This is a genomic window from Bradyrhizobium sp. WYCCWR 12699 (genome assembly GCF_032144035.1).
In the GTDB taxonomy this organism is placed as follows: domain Bacteria; phylum Pseudomonadota; class Alphaproteobacteria; order Rhizobiales; family Xanthobacteraceae; genus Bradyrhizobium.
Genome location: NZ_JAVTJN010000039.1, coordinates 226,357 through 244,898, shown reverse-complemented (window position 1 = coordinate 244,898; position 18,542 = coordinate 226,357). Strand labels below are relative to the sequence as shown.

At 66.0% G+C, this 18,542-nt stretch carries 18 protein-coding genes; 5 read left to right on the top strand and 13 right to left on the bottom strand.

Going from position 1 to position 18,542, the window contains the following annotated elements:
* Positions 1 to 84: 84 nt before the first annotated feature.
* The 6 genes from rpmG to topA all read right to left on the bottom strand — a co-directional run bounded on the left by rpmG (position 85) and on the right by topA (position 8,290).
* On the bottom strand, positions 85 to 252 hold the full coding sequence (rpmG, locus tag RPS27_RS32000; RefSeq protein ID WP_007603295.1) for a 50S ribosomal protein L33: 168 nt from the start codon (positions 250 to 252) through the stop codon (positions 85 to 87).
* Between the two features lie 124 nt (positions 253 to 376).
* Positions 377 to 1,702: an LLM class flavin-dependent oxidoreductase gene (locus tag RPS27_RS31995; RefSeq protein WP_212068324.1), complete on the bottom strand. Its 1,326-nt coding sequence runs from the start codon at positions 1,700 to 1,702 to the stop codon at positions 377 to 379.
* 259 nt (positions 1,703 to 1,961) lie between these two features.
* Positions 1,962 to 2,714, bottom strand: coding sequence for an NUDIX hydrolase (locus tag RPS27_RS31990; protein WP_194407681.1), 753 nt, complete (start codon positions 2,712 to 2,714; stop codon positions 1,962 to 1,964).
* A 32-nt stretch (positions 2,715 to 2,746) separates the two neighbouring features.
* Positions 2,747 to 3,187, bottom strand: a complete 441-nt coding sequence (locus RPS27_RS31985) for a DUF983 domain-containing protein (protein WP_212068323.1) — start codon at positions 3,185 to 3,187, stop codon at positions 2,747 to 2,749.
* Positions 3,181 to 5,538, bottom strand: coding sequence for a ribonuclease R (gene rnr / locus RPS27_RS31980; protein WP_212068322.1), 2,358 nt, complete (start codon positions 5,536 to 5,538; stop codon positions 3,181 to 3,183). Before rnr ends, RPS27_RS31985 begins: the two co-directional genes overlap by 7 nt.
* Positions 5,539 to 5,545: 7 nt before the next feature.
* The gene (gene topA, locus RPS27_RS31975; RefSeq protein WP_313754932.1) at positions 5,546 to 8,290 is read right to left on the bottom strand and encodes a type I DNA topoisomerase; all 2,745 of its coding nucleotides are present in this window, start codon (positions 8,288 to 8,290) and stop codon (positions 5,546 to 5,548) included.
* Between the two features lie 310 nt (positions 8,291 to 8,600).
* Here topA and RPS27_RS31970 point away from each other — a divergent pair, with 310 nt between their 5' ends.
* Positions 8,601 to 8,756 (top strand): hypothetical protein, encoded by a 156-nt coding sequence (locus RPS27_RS31970; RefSeq protein ID WP_246776467.1) that lies wholly within the window; start codon positions 8,601 to 8,603, stop codon positions 8,754 to 8,756.
* 58 nt (positions 8,757 to 8,814) lie between these two features.
* Here the strand turns inward: RPS27_RS31970 and RPS27_RS31965 are convergent, their stop codons facing one another.
* Positions 8,815 to 9,282, bottom strand: a complete 468-nt coding sequence (locus RPS27_RS31965) for a winged helix-turn-helix transcriptional regulator (RefSeq protein ID WP_212068320.1) — start codon at positions 9,280 to 9,282, stop codon at positions 8,815 to 8,817.
* A gap of 122 nt (positions 9,283 to 9,404) precedes the next feature.
* On the opposite strand from RPS27_RS31965, the gene RPS27_RS31960 reads away from it, so the two are divergent.
* A complete protein-coding gene (locus RPS27_RS31960; RefSeq protein ID WP_211416689.1) occupies positions 9,405 to 10,178 on the top strand; it encodes an SDR family oxidoreductase in 774 nt (257 codons plus the stop codon).
* Positions 10,179 to 10,353: 175 nt separating this feature from the next.
* On the top strand, positions 10,354 to 10,536 hold the full coding sequence (locus RPS27_RS31955) for a hypothetical protein (protein WP_194407689.1): 183 nt from the start codon (positions 10,354 to 10,356) through the stop codon (positions 10,534 to 10,536).
* A gap of 58 nt (positions 10,537 to 10,594) precedes the next feature.
* Here the strand turns inward: RPS27_RS31955 and RPS27_RS31950 are convergent, their stop codons facing one another.
* Entirely contained in the window at positions 10,595 to 11,203 is a 609-nt protein-coding gene (locus tag RPS27_RS31950; RefSeq protein WP_211416690.1) for an FMN-dependent NADH-azoreductase, read from the bottom strand.
* A 95-nt stretch (positions 11,204 to 11,298) separates the two neighbouring features.
* Between RPS27_RS31950 and RPS27_RS31945 the strand changes: the two genes are divergently transcribed.
* Positions 11,299 to 11,697: a helix-turn-helix domain-containing protein gene (locus tag RPS27_RS31945; RefSeq protein ID WP_313754931.1), complete on the top strand. Its 399-nt coding sequence runs from the start codon at positions 11,299 to 11,301 to the stop codon at positions 11,695 to 11,697.
* On the opposite strand, the gene dprA is transcribed toward RPS27_RS31945, so the two are convergent.
* Complete coding sequence (dprA, locus tag RPS27_RS31940; protein ID WP_212068318.1) at positions 11,694 to 12,836, bottom strand: DNA-processing protein DprA; 1,143 nt, start codon at positions 12,834 to 12,836, stop codon at positions 11,694 to 11,696. The two genes, RPS27_RS31945 and dprA, sit on opposite strands and share 4 nt — an antisense overlap.
* A gap of 91 nt (positions 12,837 to 12,927) precedes the next feature.
* On the opposite strand from dprA, the gene RPS27_RS31935 reads away from it, so the two are divergent.
* On the top strand, positions 12,928 to 14,172 hold the full coding sequence (locus RPS27_RS31935) for an amidase (RefSeq protein ID WP_212068317.1): 1,245 nt from the start codon (positions 12,928 to 12,930) through the stop codon (positions 14,170 to 14,172).
* On the opposite strand, the gene RPS27_RS31930 is transcribed toward RPS27_RS31935, so the two are convergent.
* From RPS27_RS31930 to RPS27_RS31915, 4 genes are all read right to left on the bottom strand, one after another.
* Positions 14,164 to 15,348: a patatin-like phospholipase family protein gene (locus RPS27_RS31930; RefSeq protein WP_212068316.1), complete on the bottom strand. Its 1,185-nt coding sequence runs from the start codon at positions 15,346 to 15,348 to the stop codon at positions 14,164 to 14,166. The genes RPS27_RS31935 and RPS27_RS31930 overlap by 9 nt on opposite strands.
* Before the next feature lie 163 nt (positions 15,349 to 15,511).
* The gene (plsY, locus tag RPS27_RS31925; protein ID WP_194407695.1) at positions 15,512 to 16,108 is read right to left on the bottom strand and encodes a glycerol-3-phosphate 1-O-acyltransferase PlsY; all 597 of its coding nucleotides are present in this window, start codon (positions 16,106 to 16,108) and stop codon (positions 15,512 to 15,514) included.
* Positions 16,109 to 16,137: 29 nt separating this feature from the next.
* On the bottom strand, positions 16,138 to 17,439 hold the full coding sequence (locus tag RPS27_RS31920) for a dihydroorotase (protein ID WP_212068435.1): 1,302 nt from the start codon (positions 17,437 to 17,439) through the stop codon (positions 16,138 to 16,140).
* Between the two features lie 5 nt (positions 17,440 to 17,444).
* Complete coding sequence (locus RPS27_RS31915) at positions 17,445 to 18,392, bottom strand: aspartate carbamoyltransferase catalytic subunit (protein WP_194407696.1); 948 nt, start codon at positions 18,390 to 18,392, stop codon at positions 17,445 to 17,447.
* Positions 18,393 to 18,542 lie beyond the last annotated feature (150 nt).

Sequence of the window (18,542 nt, the reverse complement as noted above, 5' to 3'; positions counted from 1 at the left end):
GCAGCGCGTCCGGGACACGAGATGGCACAAAATAAAACGGGGCCCGAAAGGGCCCCGCAAAACTCCTCGACGCTTAAGCCGATCTTACTTGATCTTGGCTTCGCGGAATTCGACGTGCTTGCGCGCGACCGGGTCGTACTTCTTCTTGACCAGCTTGTCGGTCATGGTGCGCGAATTCTTCTTGGCGACGTAGTAGAAGCCGGTGTCGGCCGAGGACACGAGCTTGACCTTGATGGTGACCGCTTTGGCCATGTTCAGAACCTCAGGAATGAAGGGAATCTGGAGCCGGCCAAACGGCCCGCGTTGGCCGGCAACCTAGCCAGAAACCGCCTGATGTCAAGGTTTTAGGGGTCGAAAACTGCCCGAAACGGGCCCTTTACCCCTCGAAGAACCGGTTTTTCGGCCTGGGCAGGCCGAGATTCTCCCTCAAAGTGGGCCCTTCATACTCTTTCCGGAAAATCCCGCGCCGCTGCAGCTCCGGGACCACCTTGTCGACGAAATCGTCGAGGCCGGCGGGCAGGAACGGGAACATGATGTTGAAGCCGTCGGAGCCGCGCCCGACCAGCCATTCCTCCATCTGGTCGGCGATGGTTTTGGCGGTGCCGACAAAGGACAGCCCGCCATAGCCGCCGACGCGCTGGGCGAGCTGGCGTACGGTGAGCTTGTCGCGCCTGGCGAGGTCGACCATGCGCTGGCGGCCGCTCTTGCTGGCATTGGTTTCCGGAATCTCCGGCAGCTGTCCGTCCGGATCGAAGCCGGAGGCGTCGGTGCCGAGGATGACGGAGAGCGAGGCGATGGCGCTGTCGTAATGCACGCGGCTGTCGAGCAAGGCGCGCTTTTCCTTGGCCTCATCGACGCTGTCGCCGACCACGACGAAGGCGCCGGGCAGGATCTTGAGATGCTCGGGGTCGCGGCCGATCTTCTCCATGCGGCCCTTGATGTCGGCATAAAGCTTTTGCCCGTCGGCGAGACTGCCGCCGCCGGTGAAGACAGCTTCGGCCGTTTCGGCTGCGAGCTGCTTGCCGTCTTCGGAGGCGCCGGCCTGAACGATCACGGGCCAGCCCTGCACGGGGCGGGCGATGTTGAGGGGACCGCGCACCTTCAGATATTTGCCGTGGTGGTCGAGCGTGTGCATCTTGGCGGGATCGAAGAACAGGCCGCTCTCGACGTCGCGCACGAAGGCGTCGTCGGCGAAGGAATCCCACAGGCCCGTGACGACGTCGTAGAACTCGCGGGCGCGCTTGTAGCGCTCGGCGTGCTCCATGTGATCGTCGAGGCCGAAATTCAGCGCGGCGTCCGGGTTCGACGTCGTGACGATATTCCAGCCGGCGCGACCGCCGCTGAGATGGTCGAGCGAGGCAAAGCGGCGCGCGACGTGATAGGGCTCGTCGAAGGTGGTCGAACCCGTCGCGATCAGGCCGATCCGCTCGGTGACCGCGGAGAGCGCCGACAGCAGCGTGAACGGCTCGAACGAGGTCACGGTGTGGCTGCGCTTCAGCGCATTGACCGGCATGTTCAACACGGCGAGGTGATCGGCCATGAAGAAGGCGTCGAACTTGCCGGCCTCGAGCTTCTGGATCAGCGTCTTGATGTGGTCGAAATTGAAATTGGCGTCGGGCCAGGCCCCGGGATAGCGCCAGGCGCCAGTGTGGATGCTGATCGGGCGCATGAACGCGCCAAGCTTGAGTTGCCGTTGTGCCATCGCCCGGTGTCCTTCTTCATTGTCGTTCGGAAAGACATAGGCACGCGCGGGAACTCCGCCATTGGCGGGAGCGGGAAGATTATTTTGTTTTTTGCAGCTGTCTCAGCACGTCATTCCGGGACGCGCCTGCATGGCGCGAACGAGGGTGCGCGTTTCCGCACCCATCGGGCTGCGGAGACGATGGATGAATGGATTCCGGGCTCGCGCTACGCGCGCTCCGGAATGACGAGAGGAGAGAGGCGCGCCCCGCAATACAGCCTCAGCCCAAAATATCCTTTTGCATCTTGCCGCCGTAGAAATGGAAGAACGGCACCGGCGCGTCGTGGCGAAGCGGGCCCGTGGCAAGACGGGTGTCGAGCTCGTTGAGCACGTTGCGCGTCATCGGATGCAGGTCGGCCAGCGGCTTCGAGCCGAGCTCGACCCAGACCAGCTCGACCAGCTCGGCATCGGCGTGGATGACGCCGTCGACGCGATGGGTGATCGCGGAGGCGTCCGCGGTGAAGAAGCGCGTGTCGAAGCGCTTGACGCGGCCGGGCGGGGTGATCGCACGGGCGATCAGGAACAGGCTGGAGGGATCGGGCAGCAGGCCGGCATCGGCGAATGGCTTCCAGGGACCGTCGAGCTTCGTCAGCTTGGCCTCGGTCTTGCGGCCGAGGCAGAGACCGGTCTCCTCGCAGGCTTCGCGGATCGCGGCAATCGCCAGCGACTTCGCGCGCGAGGCCGGCGTCTTCGGGCTGCCCTTGGCGAGATTGGCTTCCAGCTCGGCGGTGATCGGCGCGGCGCAGGGCACGCGATAATCGGCCTTGTCGACGCGTCCACCCGGGAAGACGAATTTCCCGGGCATGAACACCACCTTGTCGTGGCGTTTGCCGACCAGCACCTTCGGAATGGCGCCGCTGCGATCGACCAGGATCAGGGTCGCCGCATCCCGGGGACGAAAATAGGGATGATGGTCCGCTTCCTTTTCCTCGTGGACCTTTGCCTTGTCCGCGACTTGCGCAATATCCGTCATGTCCTCACCCGAACTCTTCTTGCTTATTTGGCCTATACCGGCGGAATACCATCGGGAGGGCTCTCGTCAAACCCGTGCATACGCAGAGCCCATTGCAAGCCGACCACAGCTCCCTTCACCGGCTGCAGCAGCGCGAGCGAGGCGACGAAGGTGAAGGGCAGATAGGCCGCGAAGCTGATCCAGACCGGCGTGGTGTAATTGGTCTCGATCCACAAAACGGCCGGCACCACGATGTGGCCGACGATGACGATGACGAGATAGGCGGGCAGGTCATCGGCGCGGTGCGGCGTGAAATCGAGGCCGCATTTGGCGCAATTGTCTGCCGTCTTCAGGAAGGCGCGGAACAGCTTGCCTTCGCCGCAGCGCGGGCAGCGGCCGCGAAAGCCGCGCTTCATCGCCGCAAGGACATCGCGCTTCTCGACGAGGCCGCTCTCGCGCGTCCAGATTTTTGGGACCGTGCTCATCGTCACCATGCTTTGCCCTTCTTGCCCTTGGGTTTTCCCTTGGGTTTCCCCTTGTTCTTCTTCCCCTTGCCGGATTTTGGCTTCGACGGCTTGCGTTTTTTATCCGGGCTGCGTCCGGGATGGGCCTTGAACGAGGGGCGGCGTTGTGGGCCAGGTCGCCTGCGGTCGCGCGGGTTCGTCTCACTGGAGGATGACAGCAGCTCGAAGCGCAGCGCGCCCGCAATGGGGGCGGCTTCGATCAGGCGGACATCGACGACGTCGCCCAGCTGATACATGGTGCCGCTGCGCGTGCCGATCAGCGCATGGCGGCTCTCATCATAGTTGAAATATTCCGTGCCGAGGGATCGGATCGGGATCAATCCGTCGGCGCCGGTCTCGGCGAGCTTGACGAACAGGCCGGCGCGGGTGACGCCGGAGACGCGGCCCTGGAAGCTGGCGCCGATGCGGTCGGCGAGGTGATGGGCGATCAGGCGGTCGACGGTCTCGCGCTCCGCCTTCATCGCGCGCCGCTCGGTCACCGAGATGTGGGCCGCGACCTCGCTCAGGGTTTCCGGCGTCTCGCTGTCGGGCAGGGCGCCTTCGCCGAGGCCGAGCGCGCGGACCAGCGCGCGGTGCACGACGAGGTCGGCATAGCGGCGGATCGGCGAGGTGAAATGCGCGTAGCGACGCAAATTCAGGCCGAAGTGCCCGTAGTTCTCGGAGGAGTATTCGGCCTGCGCCTGCGCGCGCAGCACCACCTCGCTGACCAGCGGGTAATAGTCGTGGCCTTCGAGCTGGGCCAGCACGCGGTTGAACGTGGTGGGACGCAGCGCGCCCGCTTTGGCGAAGGGAACGTCCAGGGTCTCCAGGAATTCCGCGAGGGCGTGGACCTTCTCCAGCGTCGGCTCGTCATGCACGCGGTAGATCAGCGGCAGCGACTTCTTCTCCAGCATCTCGGCTGCCGCGACGTTGGCGAGGATCATGAACTCCTCGATCAGCTTGTGCGCATCGAGACGCTCCGGCACCACGACGCGGTCGACCGTACCGTCGCTCTTCAGCAGGATCTTGCGCTCGGGCAGATCGAGATTGAGCGGATCGCGCTCGTCGCGCGCGCGCTTGGCGCAGGCATAGGCGGCGTAGAGCGGCCTCAATATCGGATCGAGCAGGGGGCCGGTGGTGTCGTCGGGTCGTCCGTCGATCGCGGCCTGCGCCTGTGCGTAGCTCAGCTTCGCCGCCGAGCGCATCAGGATGCGATGGAAGCTATGCGAGCGCTTGCGGCCGTCGGGCCCGAGCACCATGCGCACCGCGAGCGCGCCGCGTGGCTCGCCCGGCACCAGCGAGCAGAGATTGTTCGAGATCCGCTCGGGCAGCATCGGTACGACGCGGTCGGGGAAATAGACCGAGTTGCCGCGGTCGAGCGCGTCGCGGTCGAGCGCCGAGCCCGGCCGCACGTAGAAGCTGACATCGGCAATGGCGACGTTGACGATGAAGCCGCCTCTGTTGTTGGGATTGTCGTCTGCTTGCGCGTGCACCGCGTCGTCATGATCCTTCGCATCCGGGGGATCGATGGTGACGAGCGGCACGTCGCGCCAGTCCTCGCGTCCCTTCAGGTTCGCGGGCTCCGCGGCTTCCGCTTCGCGCTCCGCGGCGGAGGAGAATTGCAAGGGAATGTCGTGGGCGTAGATCGCGATCAGGCTGATCGCCTTCTCGGATTTGACCGAGCCGAGCTTTTCTTTGACCCGGCCGGAGGCGAGGCCGAAGCTGCGGGTGCGCACGATGTCGACGCTGACGAGGTCGCCATCCTGCGCGCCGTGGGTATCGGCTGCGGCGATGTTCAGCTCGCGGTCGGCGGCCTTCTTGTCGACGGGGACGAGCCGTCCGCCGCCTTCGGGCAGGCTGCGGAAGACGCCGAGGATGCGGGACTTGGTCTTGTCGAAGACCTTGATGATGTGGCCGCGATAGGCCGGGCCTTCGGTCTCGTCCGAGCGCTCGATGCGCAGCAGCACGCGGTCGCGGACGCCGGCTGCGGTGCCGGGCTTGGGCCGGCGTGGCATCTCGATGAGGATCTTTGGCGGCTCGCCGCTCTCGACCTCGTCCCATTCGGTGGGGGAGGCGATCAGCTCGCCGTCACTGTCACGGCCGGTGATGTCGGCGACCAGCGTCGGCGGCAGCGTGTCCGGCTCGGACACCTTGTGGCGCTTCTTCTTGATTGTGCCGTCGTCGGCGAGCTCGCGCAGCATGCGCTTGAGCGCGATGCGATCGGCGTTCTTCAGGCCGAACTCGCGTGCAATGTCGCGGGTGCCGACGTTTCCTTGATTTGCCTTGATGAAGGCGACGATGGCTGCCCTGTCGGGAAAGCCATGGTCATTCTTGCGTTTCACTTAACCTCTAATTGGTGCCGGCACTCTTCTTGGCCGGAGCCTTGGCAGCGGCCTTGGTCGGCGACGTCTTTGCGGTCGACGACACGGCGGCGCGCGCCTTGCTGGTGGATTCGGTTTTCGATTTGGCCGCCTTCTTCGCGGCCGGTTTCTTCGGCTTGGGCGGGGTGTCCTCGCCATCCGCAGCCTTCGCTGCGGTCTTCTTGGTCTTGGCCGGCTTGGCGGCCTTCTTGGCCTTCGCTTTTCCGCCGCCCTTGGCCGCGCGCTCGTCGATCAGTGCGATCGCCTGGGCGAGCGTGACAGTGTCCTTTTCGAACTCGGCCGGGATCGTCGCGTTGACGCCGCCCGCGGTGACATAGGCGCCGTAACGGCCGCTCTTCACGGTGACGGTGCCGAGGCTCGGATGATCGCCGATCGCCTTGCCGGGGTCGGCGCCGAAGCGCCGGCTCGGGCCCTTGGCGACCTTCTCCGCGATGAGTGTGACCGCGCGGTTGAGGCCGATGTCGAACACCTCGTCGCCGCTCTCGAGGCTGGCATAGGTCTTCTCGTGCTTCACGAACGGCCCGAAGCGGCCGAGGCCCGCCGTGATCGGCTGACCTGTCTCCGGATGTTTTCCGATTTCGCGCGGCAGCGACAAGAGCTTCAGCGCAAGCTCGAGGTCGACATCGCCGGGCGAGGTGCCTTTCGGGATGCCGGCGCGCTTCGGCTTCTCGCCCTCCTCGTAATCCTTCTGCTCGCCGAGCTGGATGTAGGGCCCGAACCGACCGGCCTTCACCCAGACATCGCGCCCCGTATCGGGATCCTGGCCGAGCGAACGGTCGGCGGTCGCCTCGCTGTCGGCGGCGAGCTGGCGGGTGTAGCGGCACTCCGGGTAGTTCGAGCAGCCGACGAAGGCGCCGAACTTGCCGGCCTTCAGGTTGAGCCGTCCGCTGCCGCAGCTCGGGCACTGCCTGATGTCGCCGCCATCCGCGCGCGGCGGATAGATGTGCTGGCCCAGCATGTCGTCGAGCACGTCCAGCACCTGCGCGACGCGCAGCCCCTTGATGTCGTCGACGGCACCGATGAAGCCGGTCCAGAAATCCTTCAGAACCTGCTGCCAGGAGATCTCGTTGTTGGAGATGCGATCGAGCTGCTCTTCGAGCGAGGCCGTGAAGTCATATTCGACGTAGCGCGCAAAGAAGCTCTCGAGGAACGCGACCACGACGCGGCCCTTGTCCTCGCCGTGCAGACGCTTCTTCTCCAGCTTGACGTAGCCGCGGTCCTTCAGAACCTGGAGGATCGAGGCGTAGGTCGAGGGCCGGCCGATGCCGAGCTCTTCCATGCGCTTGACCAGCGAGGCCTCGGAGAAGCGCGGCGGCGGCTCGGTGAAGTGCTGGGTGACGGAGAGCGACTGCCGCTTCAAGGCGTCGTTCGGGCTCATCGCGGGCAGGCGGCGGGAGTCCTCGTCCTCCTCGTCGTCGCGGCCTTCCTGGTAGAGCGCGAGGAAGCCGTCGAACTTGACGACCTGGCCGGTGGCGCGCAGCTCCAGCGTGCGGGAGCCGGCCTTCGCGGTGATGTCGACGGTGGTGCGCTCGAGCTCGGCCGATTCCATCTGGCTCGCGATGGTGCGCTTCCAGATCAGCTCATAGAGCCTCGCCTGGTCGGCATCGAGCTTGCGGCTCATGCTGTCGGGGCGGCGCGACATGTCGGTCGGGCGGATCGCTTCGTGCGCTTCCTGGGCGTTCTTGGCCTTGGCCTGGTACTGCCGGGGGGCGTCCGGCACGTAGGCGTTGCCGTAATCCTCGCCGATCACCTTGCGCGCCTGGGTGATCGCCTCGGGGGCGATCTGCACGCCATCGGTACGCATATATGTAATGAGTCCGGTGGTCTCGCCGCCGATGTCGATGCCTTCATAGAGGCGCTGGGCGATGCGCATGGTGTGCGCCGGCGCAAAGCCGTATTTGCGGCTGGCCTCCTGCTGCAGCGTCGAGGTGGTGAAGGGCGCCTGCGGATTGCGCCGGGCGGGCTTCGCATCGACCGCGGTGACTGCGTAGCTGGCAGCTTCCAGCGCCTTCTTGAAGTCTTCGGCTTCCGCGCCGGTGCCGATGTCGAGGCGCTGGATCTTCTTGCCGTCGGCGCCGACGAGGCGGGCCTCGAAGGCATCGCCGCGCGGGGTGAGCAGGGTCGCGATCAGCGACCAATATTCACGTGCGACGAACTTCTCGATCTCGAGCTCGCGGTCGCAGACGAGGCGCAGCGCCACCGACTGCACGCGGCCGGCGGAGCGGGCGCCCGGCAGCTTGCGCCACAGCACGGGGGAGAGGGTGAAGCCGACCAGATAGTCCAGCGCTCGGCGCGCCATGTAGGCGTCGACCAGCGCGCCGTCGATCTCGCGCGGATGCTTCATCGCGTCCGTGACGGCCTGCTTGGTGATGGCGTTGAACACCACGCGCTCGATCTTCTGATCCTTCAGCGCGCGCTTCTCCTTCATCACCTCCAGCACGTGCCAGGAGATGGCCTCGCCCTCGCGATCAGGGTCGGTCGCCAGAATCAGACGGTCGGCGCCCTTCAGGGACTTTGCGATATCGTTGAGCCGGCCGGCCGCCTTCGGGTCGACCTCCCAGATCATCTTGAAATTGGCATCGGGATCGACGGAACCGTTCTTCGCCGGCAGGTCGCGGACATGGCCGAACGAGGCCAGAACCTCATAGGACGAGCCCAAATACTTGTTGATCGTCTTGGCTTTCGCCGGCGACTCCACAATGACGATATTCATGTAGTTCCAGTAACTTACGGGAAAATTTGGGGCCGAAAACGAAAAGACTCGGGTCGGCCGTTTCGCCCCGAACATGGGTGGTGAGGCCTCCGCTGTCAAATCGAGGGCTGTTGAAAGCCCGCGGAATGGGAAAAGTTTCATATCGAGAAAGTTGTAAAATACCACCTTGGAGTTGCGGTCGCTATCGGCGTAATGTTTCTGCGGGGCATGGATTCGGGGTGGGCTGGTGACTAGGCCGGGAAAGAAACGGGCGCGCACCGCTATCGGTGCGCCGGGAGGCTCGCGTCACGAGGAACCGGGGGAAGGCGGCGTGGACGAGGCCGTCGCCTTTATCGCCGAGCAGGTCGGCGCGTTGCGCAAGCTCGCCGAGCGTCACAAGCTGGACGTGCTCCATTATCTGTTGGGCATGACCAAGCTCGAAGCCGACGAGCATTTGAGGCTGCGGAGCAAGCGCAAGCTGTCGTGAGAACTCTCTGATTGCTTCACTGCGCTCGCAATGACGGCCTGGCGGCAGTCGTGTGCTATCACGCTGACCGCCGCCGCGGCGCGGGTCGCGGCTTCAGCATGGTCTCCGCCGGCGAGAGCAGCCGCCCGTCCTCCGACCGCAACTCCAGCTTCTTCACCGGGCGCCCTTTCTCGCGATCCACCAAAATCGTCGCGATCTCCTCGGGGTGGGCGTCGAACTCTTCGCTCCATTGCCGCAGCGCCACCAGGATCGGGAAGGTGCCGCGGCCCTTCGGCGTCAGCACATATTCCTGATACGCGCTGCCGTCGGAGGCGGGGGCGGTGGCCAGAATGCCGTGGTCGACCAGCGAACGCAGCCGCACCGACAAGATGTTCTTGGCCATGCCGAGCTTGTTCTGAAACTCGCCGAAGCGGCGCAGGCCGAACAGCGCCTCGCGGATGATCAGCAGCGACCACCAATCGCCGATCGCCTCCAGCGAGCGCGCGATCGGGCAGGCATCGCCCTCGAAGCTCGTTCGTTTCACCATCGTTCCCGGTCCTGTCGCGTTCGCACGATCCGAACGCCGATCACGCGCTTGTGTGGTTGCATCATAAAACCATAGGGCCTAGATAGCAATCTGGTTTTATGATGCAACCACTGGAGGCGAATGTGAGACTGACGAACAAGACGGCCCTGATCACCGGCGGCAATAGCGGCATCGGCCTTGCGACCGCAAAACTGTTCGTGGCCGAGGGCGCCAAGGTGGTGATCACCGGGCGCAATACGGAGACGCTGGAGGTCGCTGCGAAGGAGCTCGGGCCGAACGCGCTCGCACTCGCCGCCGATGCCACCAACATCGCCGCGACCGAAGCTGCGATCAAGCAGGGCGCCGAAAAGTTCGGCAAGTTCGACATCGCGTTCGCCAATGCCGGCATCGCCGGTGGCACGCCGCTGGGCTCGGCCACGCTCGACGTCTTCGAGAAGGTCATCAGCACCAACTTGACCGGCGTGTTCTTCACGGTGCAGTCGGCGCTGCCCTATCTCAACGACAACGCCTCGATCATCCTCAACGGCTCGGTGATCTCGGTGCTCGGCATTCCCGGCTACTCGGCCTATGGCGCCGCCAAGGCTGGCGTGCGGGCGATGGCGCGGATCATGGCGTCGGAGCTGTCGCCGCGCGGCATTCGCGTCAACGTGGTCGCGCCTGGTGCAATTCGCACCCCGATCTGGGGACCTGCGACCGCGACGCCGGAAGCCGAGAAGGCGTTCGAGAAGCGGATTGCGCTGACGACGCCGCTCGGGCGCATTGGTGAAACGGATCACGTCGCGAAGACGGTGCTGTTCCTCGCCTCGGATGATTCTGCGCATGTGCAGGGCCAGGAGATTTTCGTCGACGGCGGCGCGGTGGCATCGCCGAGCGGCGCGCCGATCTATCGAGGCTGATCAAGTGAAGTGAAAATTGAATCGGTCGGCGCGACCGCCGCGGTTGCGCCGACCGGTGCCTGCATCTCCATAGCTGTATTTTCGTGAACCTTGCGTGAGGCGTTGAACCTTCGCGTGGTCTGCCAAGACATTTTTACGGGCAGGGGTCACAAGACTCATTTTCAGGGAGCCCGTGATGCCAAAGGCAGCTCGCATTTTTCCGTCGATTTCAACACCGCGTATTTACACCGAAGATTCCACCGTTTCCGCCGGTCGTTCCGGCGCTTCCGAGTTGATCGGAGTGGCTCTTTTCGCCGGCATCGGCCTGTTCATATCGCTCGTCGCCGTCATCCTGGGTATTCAGGGCGCCTGGTTTTAGCTTCGCCAACAAGTCAGCCGCCGCCGGAGTCCGGCAGCGGCTGGTGTCGATGTGAATCTTACGCGGCGCGCAGGCTGGTGGCCGCCTGAAGCGCGCTGGCGAGCGACTTCTCGCGATGCTCCGGCCCGACCTGGATGCCGTCCGCGATGATGAATTCGGGAGTCTGGATGCCCATGAAGCCGAAGACGCCGCGCAAGTAGGTTTCAAGGTGCTCCAGCGCCGCAGCGGGCGAGCCCGCGCCGTAATAGCCGCCCCTCGAGATCGCGACGATCACGCGCTTGGCGCCGGCGAGGCCCTGCGGCCCGTTCGCGTCATATTTGAACGTCTTCCCCGCAACGAGAACGCGGTCGATCCAGGCCTTGAGCTGGCTGGGGATCGTAAAATTGTACATGGGCGCGCCGATCACGACGATGTCGGCCGCCAGGAACTCGTCCAGCGCCGCCGCGCTCGCGGCAAGGTCGGGGCCGAGTTCCGCCGGTGCGGGCGCGCCCTGCGCAGCCGCCAAATGCGAGCCGGAGAGGTGAGCGAGCGGGGTCTGGGTCAGGTCGCGATAGACCACTTCCAACGAGGGCGTCGCCTGGCGCAGCCGGTCGACGATGGCGGCGGAGACCTGCCGGGAGACCGAGTGGGGGCCGAGGACGCTGGAGTCGAGATGGAGGAGTTTCATTTGGGATCACCCTGGTATAAGTTTGTAACCAGAGCTACATGAGTGACCGTCAAAATCCCCGCAAGAACGCACTTTTTTGAGCCACGGGCACATCTTTGGAACCGACACACACGGAATTGCCTGCCTCGCCGGCACCTCATCCGGATCATGCCGACTGCCGCGGCGTGGCCTCGGTGCTCGCGCGCGTCGGGGACAAATGGAGTGTGTTCGTCATCATGAACCTGAGCGACGGGCCGAAGCGCTTCAACGAGCTCAAGCGCATGATCAGCGGCATCTCGCAGCGGATGCTTACCCTGACGCTCCGCGGGCTGGAGCGCGACGGCCTCGTCACGCGCACGATCTTCCCGACCATTCCGCCGCGCGTGGACTACGAGCTGACCGATCTCGGTCGCGGCCTGCAGCAGCCGGTGAAGGCGCTCGGACAGTGGGCCATGGACCATCTGATGCAGATCGAGGCTGCACGGACGCGGTTCGATAAGCGCAACGACAGCTAGAGCAGGGACACCAATCCGCCGCCGTGGCGTTCGAGCTTTCCGGCGAGCTCGAGCTCCAGCAGCACCGTGCGCACGATCGCGGGCGAGGCGCCGGACATCCGCACCAGATCGTCGATCGAGATTGGCGCCGGGCCGAGCAGGCCTGTGATCTGGTCGCGGTCGTGGCCTTGCGGATCGCTCTCGAACGGCTCGCTGTCCGGCTCGCCCGCAGGGATCATCAGCGGCCGCTCCATGATCGGCTGCACTGCATTGATGATGTCGGCAGCTTCGGTGACCAGCGTCGCGCCCTGCTTGATCAGATCGTTGGCGCCAGCAGCGCGCGGATCGAGCGGCGAGCCTGGCACCGCGAACACCTCGCGGCCCTGTTCGGCGGCCATGCGCGCGGTGATCAGCGAGCCCGAGCGGTGCGCCGCCTCCACCACGACCACGCCGAGCGAAGCGCCCGAGATCAGCCGGTTGCGGCGAGGGAAATCACGGGCGCGCGGCTCATGGCCGAGCGGCATCTCGGAGATCGCAGCGCCTTCGTGATCGAGGATCGCCGTGAGCAGATCGCCATGCTCGGGCGGATAGATGCAATCATGGCCGCCGGCGAGCACGGCGATGGTGCCGCTTTCGACGCTGGCGCGATGCGCGGCCTGGTCGACGCCCCGCGCGAGTCCCGAGATGACGACGAAGCCGGCCTCGCCAACCTCGCGCGCCAGGAGACCTGCGAATTTCAGCCCGGCGCCGGAGGCGTTGCGCGAACCGACGATCGCGATCATCGGACGCATCAGGCTCTTGCTGTCGCCGCGCACCGCGAGCAGCGGCGGCGCATCGTCGATCATCGCCAGCCGTGAGGGATAACCGTCCTCGCCCGGCGCAAGCCAGGCGATGCCGAACTTGCGGCTTGCGGCAAGCTCGGCCCTGGCTTCATCTGCGCTGCAGATGCGCCCAGACCGCTGCGCGCCGCCGCGGCGCGCCAGATCAGGCAGCCGCTCCAATGCCGCGCGCGCCGTGCCGAAATGATCGACCAGCGAACGGAAGGTACGCGGGCCCACATTGTCGGAGCGGATCAGCCGCAGGCGGTCGATCCGCTCGGCGTCGGTCAGCTCTACGCTCGGATTGATGGCGTCCACGGCGTCTCCTTGTGGGGGCAGCATGGAACAACCTGAGGGCGTTACGCAACAGCGACGTGTGCTTGCGCGGCCTCATCGCGATGCTAAAAGCGATGCCAATAAGAAGGGTTTTGCCATGATCTCACTCGCCGACCTGCAGCGCCGCATTGAAGCCGGCGAGTTGTCGCCCGCTGCCGCCATCGCCCAATCGCATGCGGCGATCGAGGCCAAGGAGAAGGACGTCCGCGCCTTCGTCCGTCACGACAAGGCTGCGAAGGCGCAAGGCTCGGGCCCGCTGCGCGGCATCGCCGTTGGCATCAAGGACATCATCGACACCGCTGACATGCCGACCGAGATGGGCTCGGAGATCTATCGCGGCTGGCAGCCGCGCGCCGATGCGGCCGTCGTGATGATGCTGAAGCGGGCGGGCGCTACCATCATCGGCAAGACCACGACCACGGCATTTGCCTCGCGCGATCCAACCCCGACGCTCAATCCGCACAATCCCGGCCATTCGCCGGGCGGCTCGTCCTCGGGCTCGGCGGCCGCCGTCGGCGCGGGCATGATCCCGCTGGCGCTGGGCACCCAGACCGGCGGCTCGGTGATCCGGCCCGCGGCCTATTGCGGGACCGCCGCGATCAAGCCCTCGTTCCGTATGCTGCCGACGGTGGGCGTGAAGTGTTATTCGTGGGCACTCGACACGGTCGGCCTGTTCGGCGCGCGTGCGGAGGATCTCGCGGGCGGACTCCTGGCGATGACGGGCCGCACCGAATTCTCCGGCATCGTTCCGGCGAAGGCACCGCGCATCGGCGTGGTCAGGCAGGAGTTTGCAGGCAGCGTCGAGCCGGCGGCCGAAGAGGGCTTGCAGGCCGCGATCAAGGCGGCGGAGCGCGCCGGTGCCAGCGTGCAGGCCATCGACCTGCCCCAGGCGGTGCAGGAGGCCTGGCGCGTCCACCCCATCGTGCAGGATTTCGAGGCACATCGCGCGCTGGCCTGGGAGTTTTCCGAGCGTCATGACGAGATCGCGCCGATGCTGCGGGCAAGCCTCGATGCGACGGCCCATCTGACGCCGAAGGAATATGACGAGGCGCGCCGGATCAGCCGTCGCGGCCGCCGCGAGCTCGGCGAATTGTTCGAGGGCGTCGATGTGCTCCTGACCTATTCGGCGCCGGGCACCGCGCCGGCCAAGGCGCTCGCGACCACAGGCGATCCCCGTTACAACCGGCTCTGGACCTTGATGGGCAATCCTTGCGTCAACGTGCCGGTGCTGAAGGCGGGTGGCCTGCCTGTTGGTGTGCAGTTGATCGCACGCTTTGGCAACGACGCGCGCGCGCTCGCGACGGCGTGGTTCCTGGAGGAGGCGCTGGCGAAGTCAGGTTAGCGCGGGCTCGGGAGCGGCGAGGGTCTGTGCGGATGCGGACGGCGGCGCGGCGGTCTTGGCATCTTGCCCGAGCCAGCGCTCGGCGGCTGCGCGGCCGCTCCGGTACAGCAGCCGGATGAAGCCGCGGCCGAGATCGGTCGAAGAGCGCTGCGCCAGGCCGTCAATGGAGTCTTCGGCCGCGATGCGGGTGAGCCGCAGCGACGATGCCGCGTGCGATTGCGCCCATGCGATCGCCGCGATCTCGGCATTGAGCGCGGCGTTCGCCGCAATCTGGTCGAGCCGGCGGTCGATCGCGGCGAGGGTGATCGGCACATAGCTGTCGCGCGCCGGCGTGACCTGGACGAGCAGGACGTCGGACGTCGTCGTCTCCTGCGCGAGGCGCAGCAGGGGCGGATTGCCGCCGAAGCCGCCGTCCCAATAGGCCTCGCCGTCGATCTCGACGGCACAGTGAACCAGCGGCGGACAGGTCGAGGCCAGCGCGACGTCGGCGGTCACAGCGTCGTTGCGGAAGATCTGCTGCTGTCCGTCGCGGATCCGCGTCGCCGCGATCAGGAGTCTTGGTGCGTTCGGATCGCTCAGCGCCGCGAAATTGATGTCGCGCGACAGTGCCTGCCTGAGCGGATCGAGATCGACCGGATCGAACTGGCCGGAGCGCAGCGTCGGACCGAACGCGACCGAGCTTCCCGCCGGCGAAAAACCGCCGACCAGCATCAGCGAGCGGAACGAGGCCTCGTGCATCAAGCGGAGCCAGAACCGGCTCAGCCGGCTGCGCGCGGCTTCACGGCCGCCTTCGGCAAGACCGGAGGCGAGGAGGAGTGCATTGATGGCCCCGGCGCTGGCGCCGCTGATCGTGTCGATCTCGATCGGCTCTTCCAGCAGCCGCTCCAGCACGCCCCAGGTGAAGGCGGCAAAGGTGCCGCCGCCTTGTAGTGCGAGCGAGAGTTTTCGCGGTGGCCATTGATCGGGGCGCGTCTGCTCAACTCGCGCAGCGGTCGTTACGACCTCCATCGGCGCAGGCGCCGGCACAACGTGAGCAAACGCCGAAACGGAAGCGGGCTTTGGCGCTGGAGGCGGCGCGGGCGCATCGGACCAGATGGAGGTCGCCGACAGCAGCCGGCTTGCCGCAGTGCCCTGCGAACCACCGTCATCTCGCGTGCCGTCAATCTTCTCGCTCATTCTGAGCAACCGCGTAACGCCATTTGCCCTGTCAGGATGACAGGCGTGGAACCTGTACGCCACTGCCCGCCGCGAGTCAGCGGCGAGTTGCGAACAGGATTTGACATATAATGCAGAGAGGGGCTTTCGGTATCCGTAGATGCCCTGGCTGTCGTCGGTGCGACTACGCCTTCTCGCCGATCCGGCTTTCCTTGCCCGCTTGCAGCCGCTTGATGTTCTCGCGATGCGCGTAGAACATCAGCAGCGTCAGCACCGCGAACAATGCTGCGAGTGCGAGGTGCCCGAACCACCACAGGAAGACCGGCGTGATGAACGCCGCCACCAGTGCCGACAGCGACGAGTAGCGGGTGGTGAAGGCGGTCGCGAGCCAGAGCAGGCAGAACACCACCATGCCGGGCCAGAACAGGCCGAGCAGGACGCCGATATAGGTCGCGACGCCCTTGCCGCCCTTGAACTTGAGCCAGACCGGGAAGAGATGGCCGAGGAAGGCACCGAGCCCGGCCACCATGGCGGCATTGGGCCCTGCGAGGTAGCCGGCGATCACCACGGCGGCGGTGCCCTTGAGCGCATCGAGCAACAGGGTGCCGGCGGCAAGGCCCTTGCTCCCGGTGCGCAGCACATTGGTGGCGCCGATGCTGCCGGAGCCGATCGAGCGGATATCCTGCGTGCCGGCGAGCCGGGTCAGGACGAGGCCGAACGGAATCGAGCCGAGCAGATAGCCGATGACGAAAGCCACTGGCAGGAAGGCTTCAAGCCCCATGGCGGAAGCTCCAAAGGCTGGATTTCAGGTCAGACATGCTCGTACACCGTGCGGCCGCCGACAATGGTGCGCACCACGCGGCCTGTAAAGCGGGCCTCGTCGAACGGGGTGTTCTTGCAGGGCGATTTGAGGTCGGCGGGATCGACCACCCAGGGCACATCGGGGTCGATCACGATGACGTCGGCCGGGCTGCCGGCGCGCAGGGTTCCGCCAGGCAGGCCCAGCAGCTCGGCCGGGCGGGTCGACATCGCGCGGATCAGCGTCTTCAGGTCCATCTCGCCATTGTGCACGAGGCGCAGGCCCGCCGGCAGCATGGTCTCCAGGCCGACGGCGCCGGGGGCCGCTTCGGCGAACGGCAGGCGCTTGACCTCGACGTCCTGCGGATTGTGGTCGGACATGATGACGTCGAGGAGGCCGGAGGCCACCGCGGCCACCAGCGCGCGGCGGTGGTCCTCGCTGCGCAGCGGGGGCGACAGCTTCAGGAAGGAACGGTAGGGGCCGATGTCGTTCTCGTTCAGCGCCAGATGGTTGATCGAGACCGAGGCGCTGACGGCAAGCCCGGCATCGCGGGCGCGCTGCAGGATGTCGAGGGAGTCGATGCAACTCAGCGAGGCCGCGTGATAGCGGCCGCCGGTCAGGGCGACGAGGCGCATGTCGCGTTCGAAGATGACGGCCTCGGCCGCACTCGGGATGCCCATCAGGCCGAGGCGCGAGGCGAACTCGCCTTCGTTCATCACGCCTTCGCCGACGAGATCGGGGTCCTCGGTGAAGTGCACGATCAGCGCGTCGAAATCGCGCGCGTAGGTCAGCGCGCGGCGCATCACCTGCGCATTGGTCACGCTTCTCGTGCCATCGCTGAAGGCGATCGCGCCTGCGGCCTTGAGCAGGCCGAACTCGGTCATCTCCTGGCCGTGCATGCCCTTGGTGAGGGCGGCCATCGGCTGGATGTTGACGATCGCGGTGTCGCGGGCGCGGCGCATCACGAAGTCGACGGTCGCCGAATTGTCGATCACCGGCGAGGTGTCGGGCTGGCAGATGATGGTGGTGATGCCGCCGGTCGCGGCCGCCTGGCTGGCGGTGGCGAAGGTCTCGCGATGGCTGAAGCCGGGTTCGCCGACGAAGGCGCGCATGTCGACCAGGCCGGGCGCGACGATCTTGCCGGAGCAGTTGACGATGTCGGTGCCCTCGGGGACGCCGGCCGCGCCAATGCCGCGGCGGGTCTCGCGGATGGTGCCGTCGGCGATCAGGACGTCGCCGACACCATCGAAATCCCTGGAGGGATCGACGACGCGGGCGTTGGCGAGCAGGATGGGGCGGCGATCGGTCAACATCGGCATCACGCGTTCGGCAGGTTACGGGCGAGCGCTTCCAGCACCGCCATGCGCACGGCGACGCCCATCTCCACCTGTTCGCGGATCAGGGACTGTGCGCCGTCGGCCACGATCGAGTCGATCTCGACGCCGCGGTTCATGGGGCCGGGATGCATCACGAGGGCGTCCGGCTTGGCGTAGGCGAGCTTCTTCTGGTCGAGTCCGAAATAATGGAAATATTCGGACGACGACGGCACGAAGGAGCCGTTCATGCGCTCGCGCTGCAGCCGCAGCATCATGACGATGTCGGCGCCGTTGAGACCCTCGCGCATGTCGCGCGCGACCTCGACGCCCATCCGCTCGATGCCGGGCGGCAGCAGCGTGGAGGGGCCGACCACGCGGACGCGGGCGCCCATGGTGTTGAGCAGGATGATGTTGGAGCGGGCGACGCGCGAATGCAGCACGTCACCGCAGATCGCGACCACGAGCCCCTCGATGCGGCCCTTGTTGCGGCGGATGGTGAGCGCGTCGAGCAGCGCCTGGGTCGGATGCTCATGCGCGCCGTCGCCGGCATTGATCACGGAACCGTCAACCTTGCGCGCCAGCAGTTCCACCGCGCCGGAGGCGTGATGGCGCATCACCAGGATGTCCGGGTGCATGGCGTTCAGCGTCATCGCGGTGTCGATCAGCGTCTCGCCCTTCTTGATGGACGAGGAGGCGACCGACATGTTCATGACGTCCGCGCCGAGCCGCTTTCCCGCGAGCTCGAACGAGGATTGGGTCCGGGTGGAGGCCTCGAAGAAGAGGTTCACCTGCGTCCGTCCCCGCAGGACGGTGCGCTTCTTGTCAACCTGGCGGTTGAGCTCGACATATTCTTCGGACAGGTCGAGCAGGCCGGTGATGTCGGCCGCGGAAAGGCCCTCGATGCCCAGCAAATGCCGGTGGCCGAGGACGAAGGTCGATTTCGATGTCATTAAAACGAGAGCTATAGGCGTGGACGGCGGGGTGGGCAAGGGCCAATGCCGGGGCGGGGAGTTATCCCCTGATCTGTCGGTTTGTCTTCTCCGTCATGCCCGGGCTTGTCCCGGGCATCCACGTTCTTGCACTGTGGCCGCAGAAAGGTC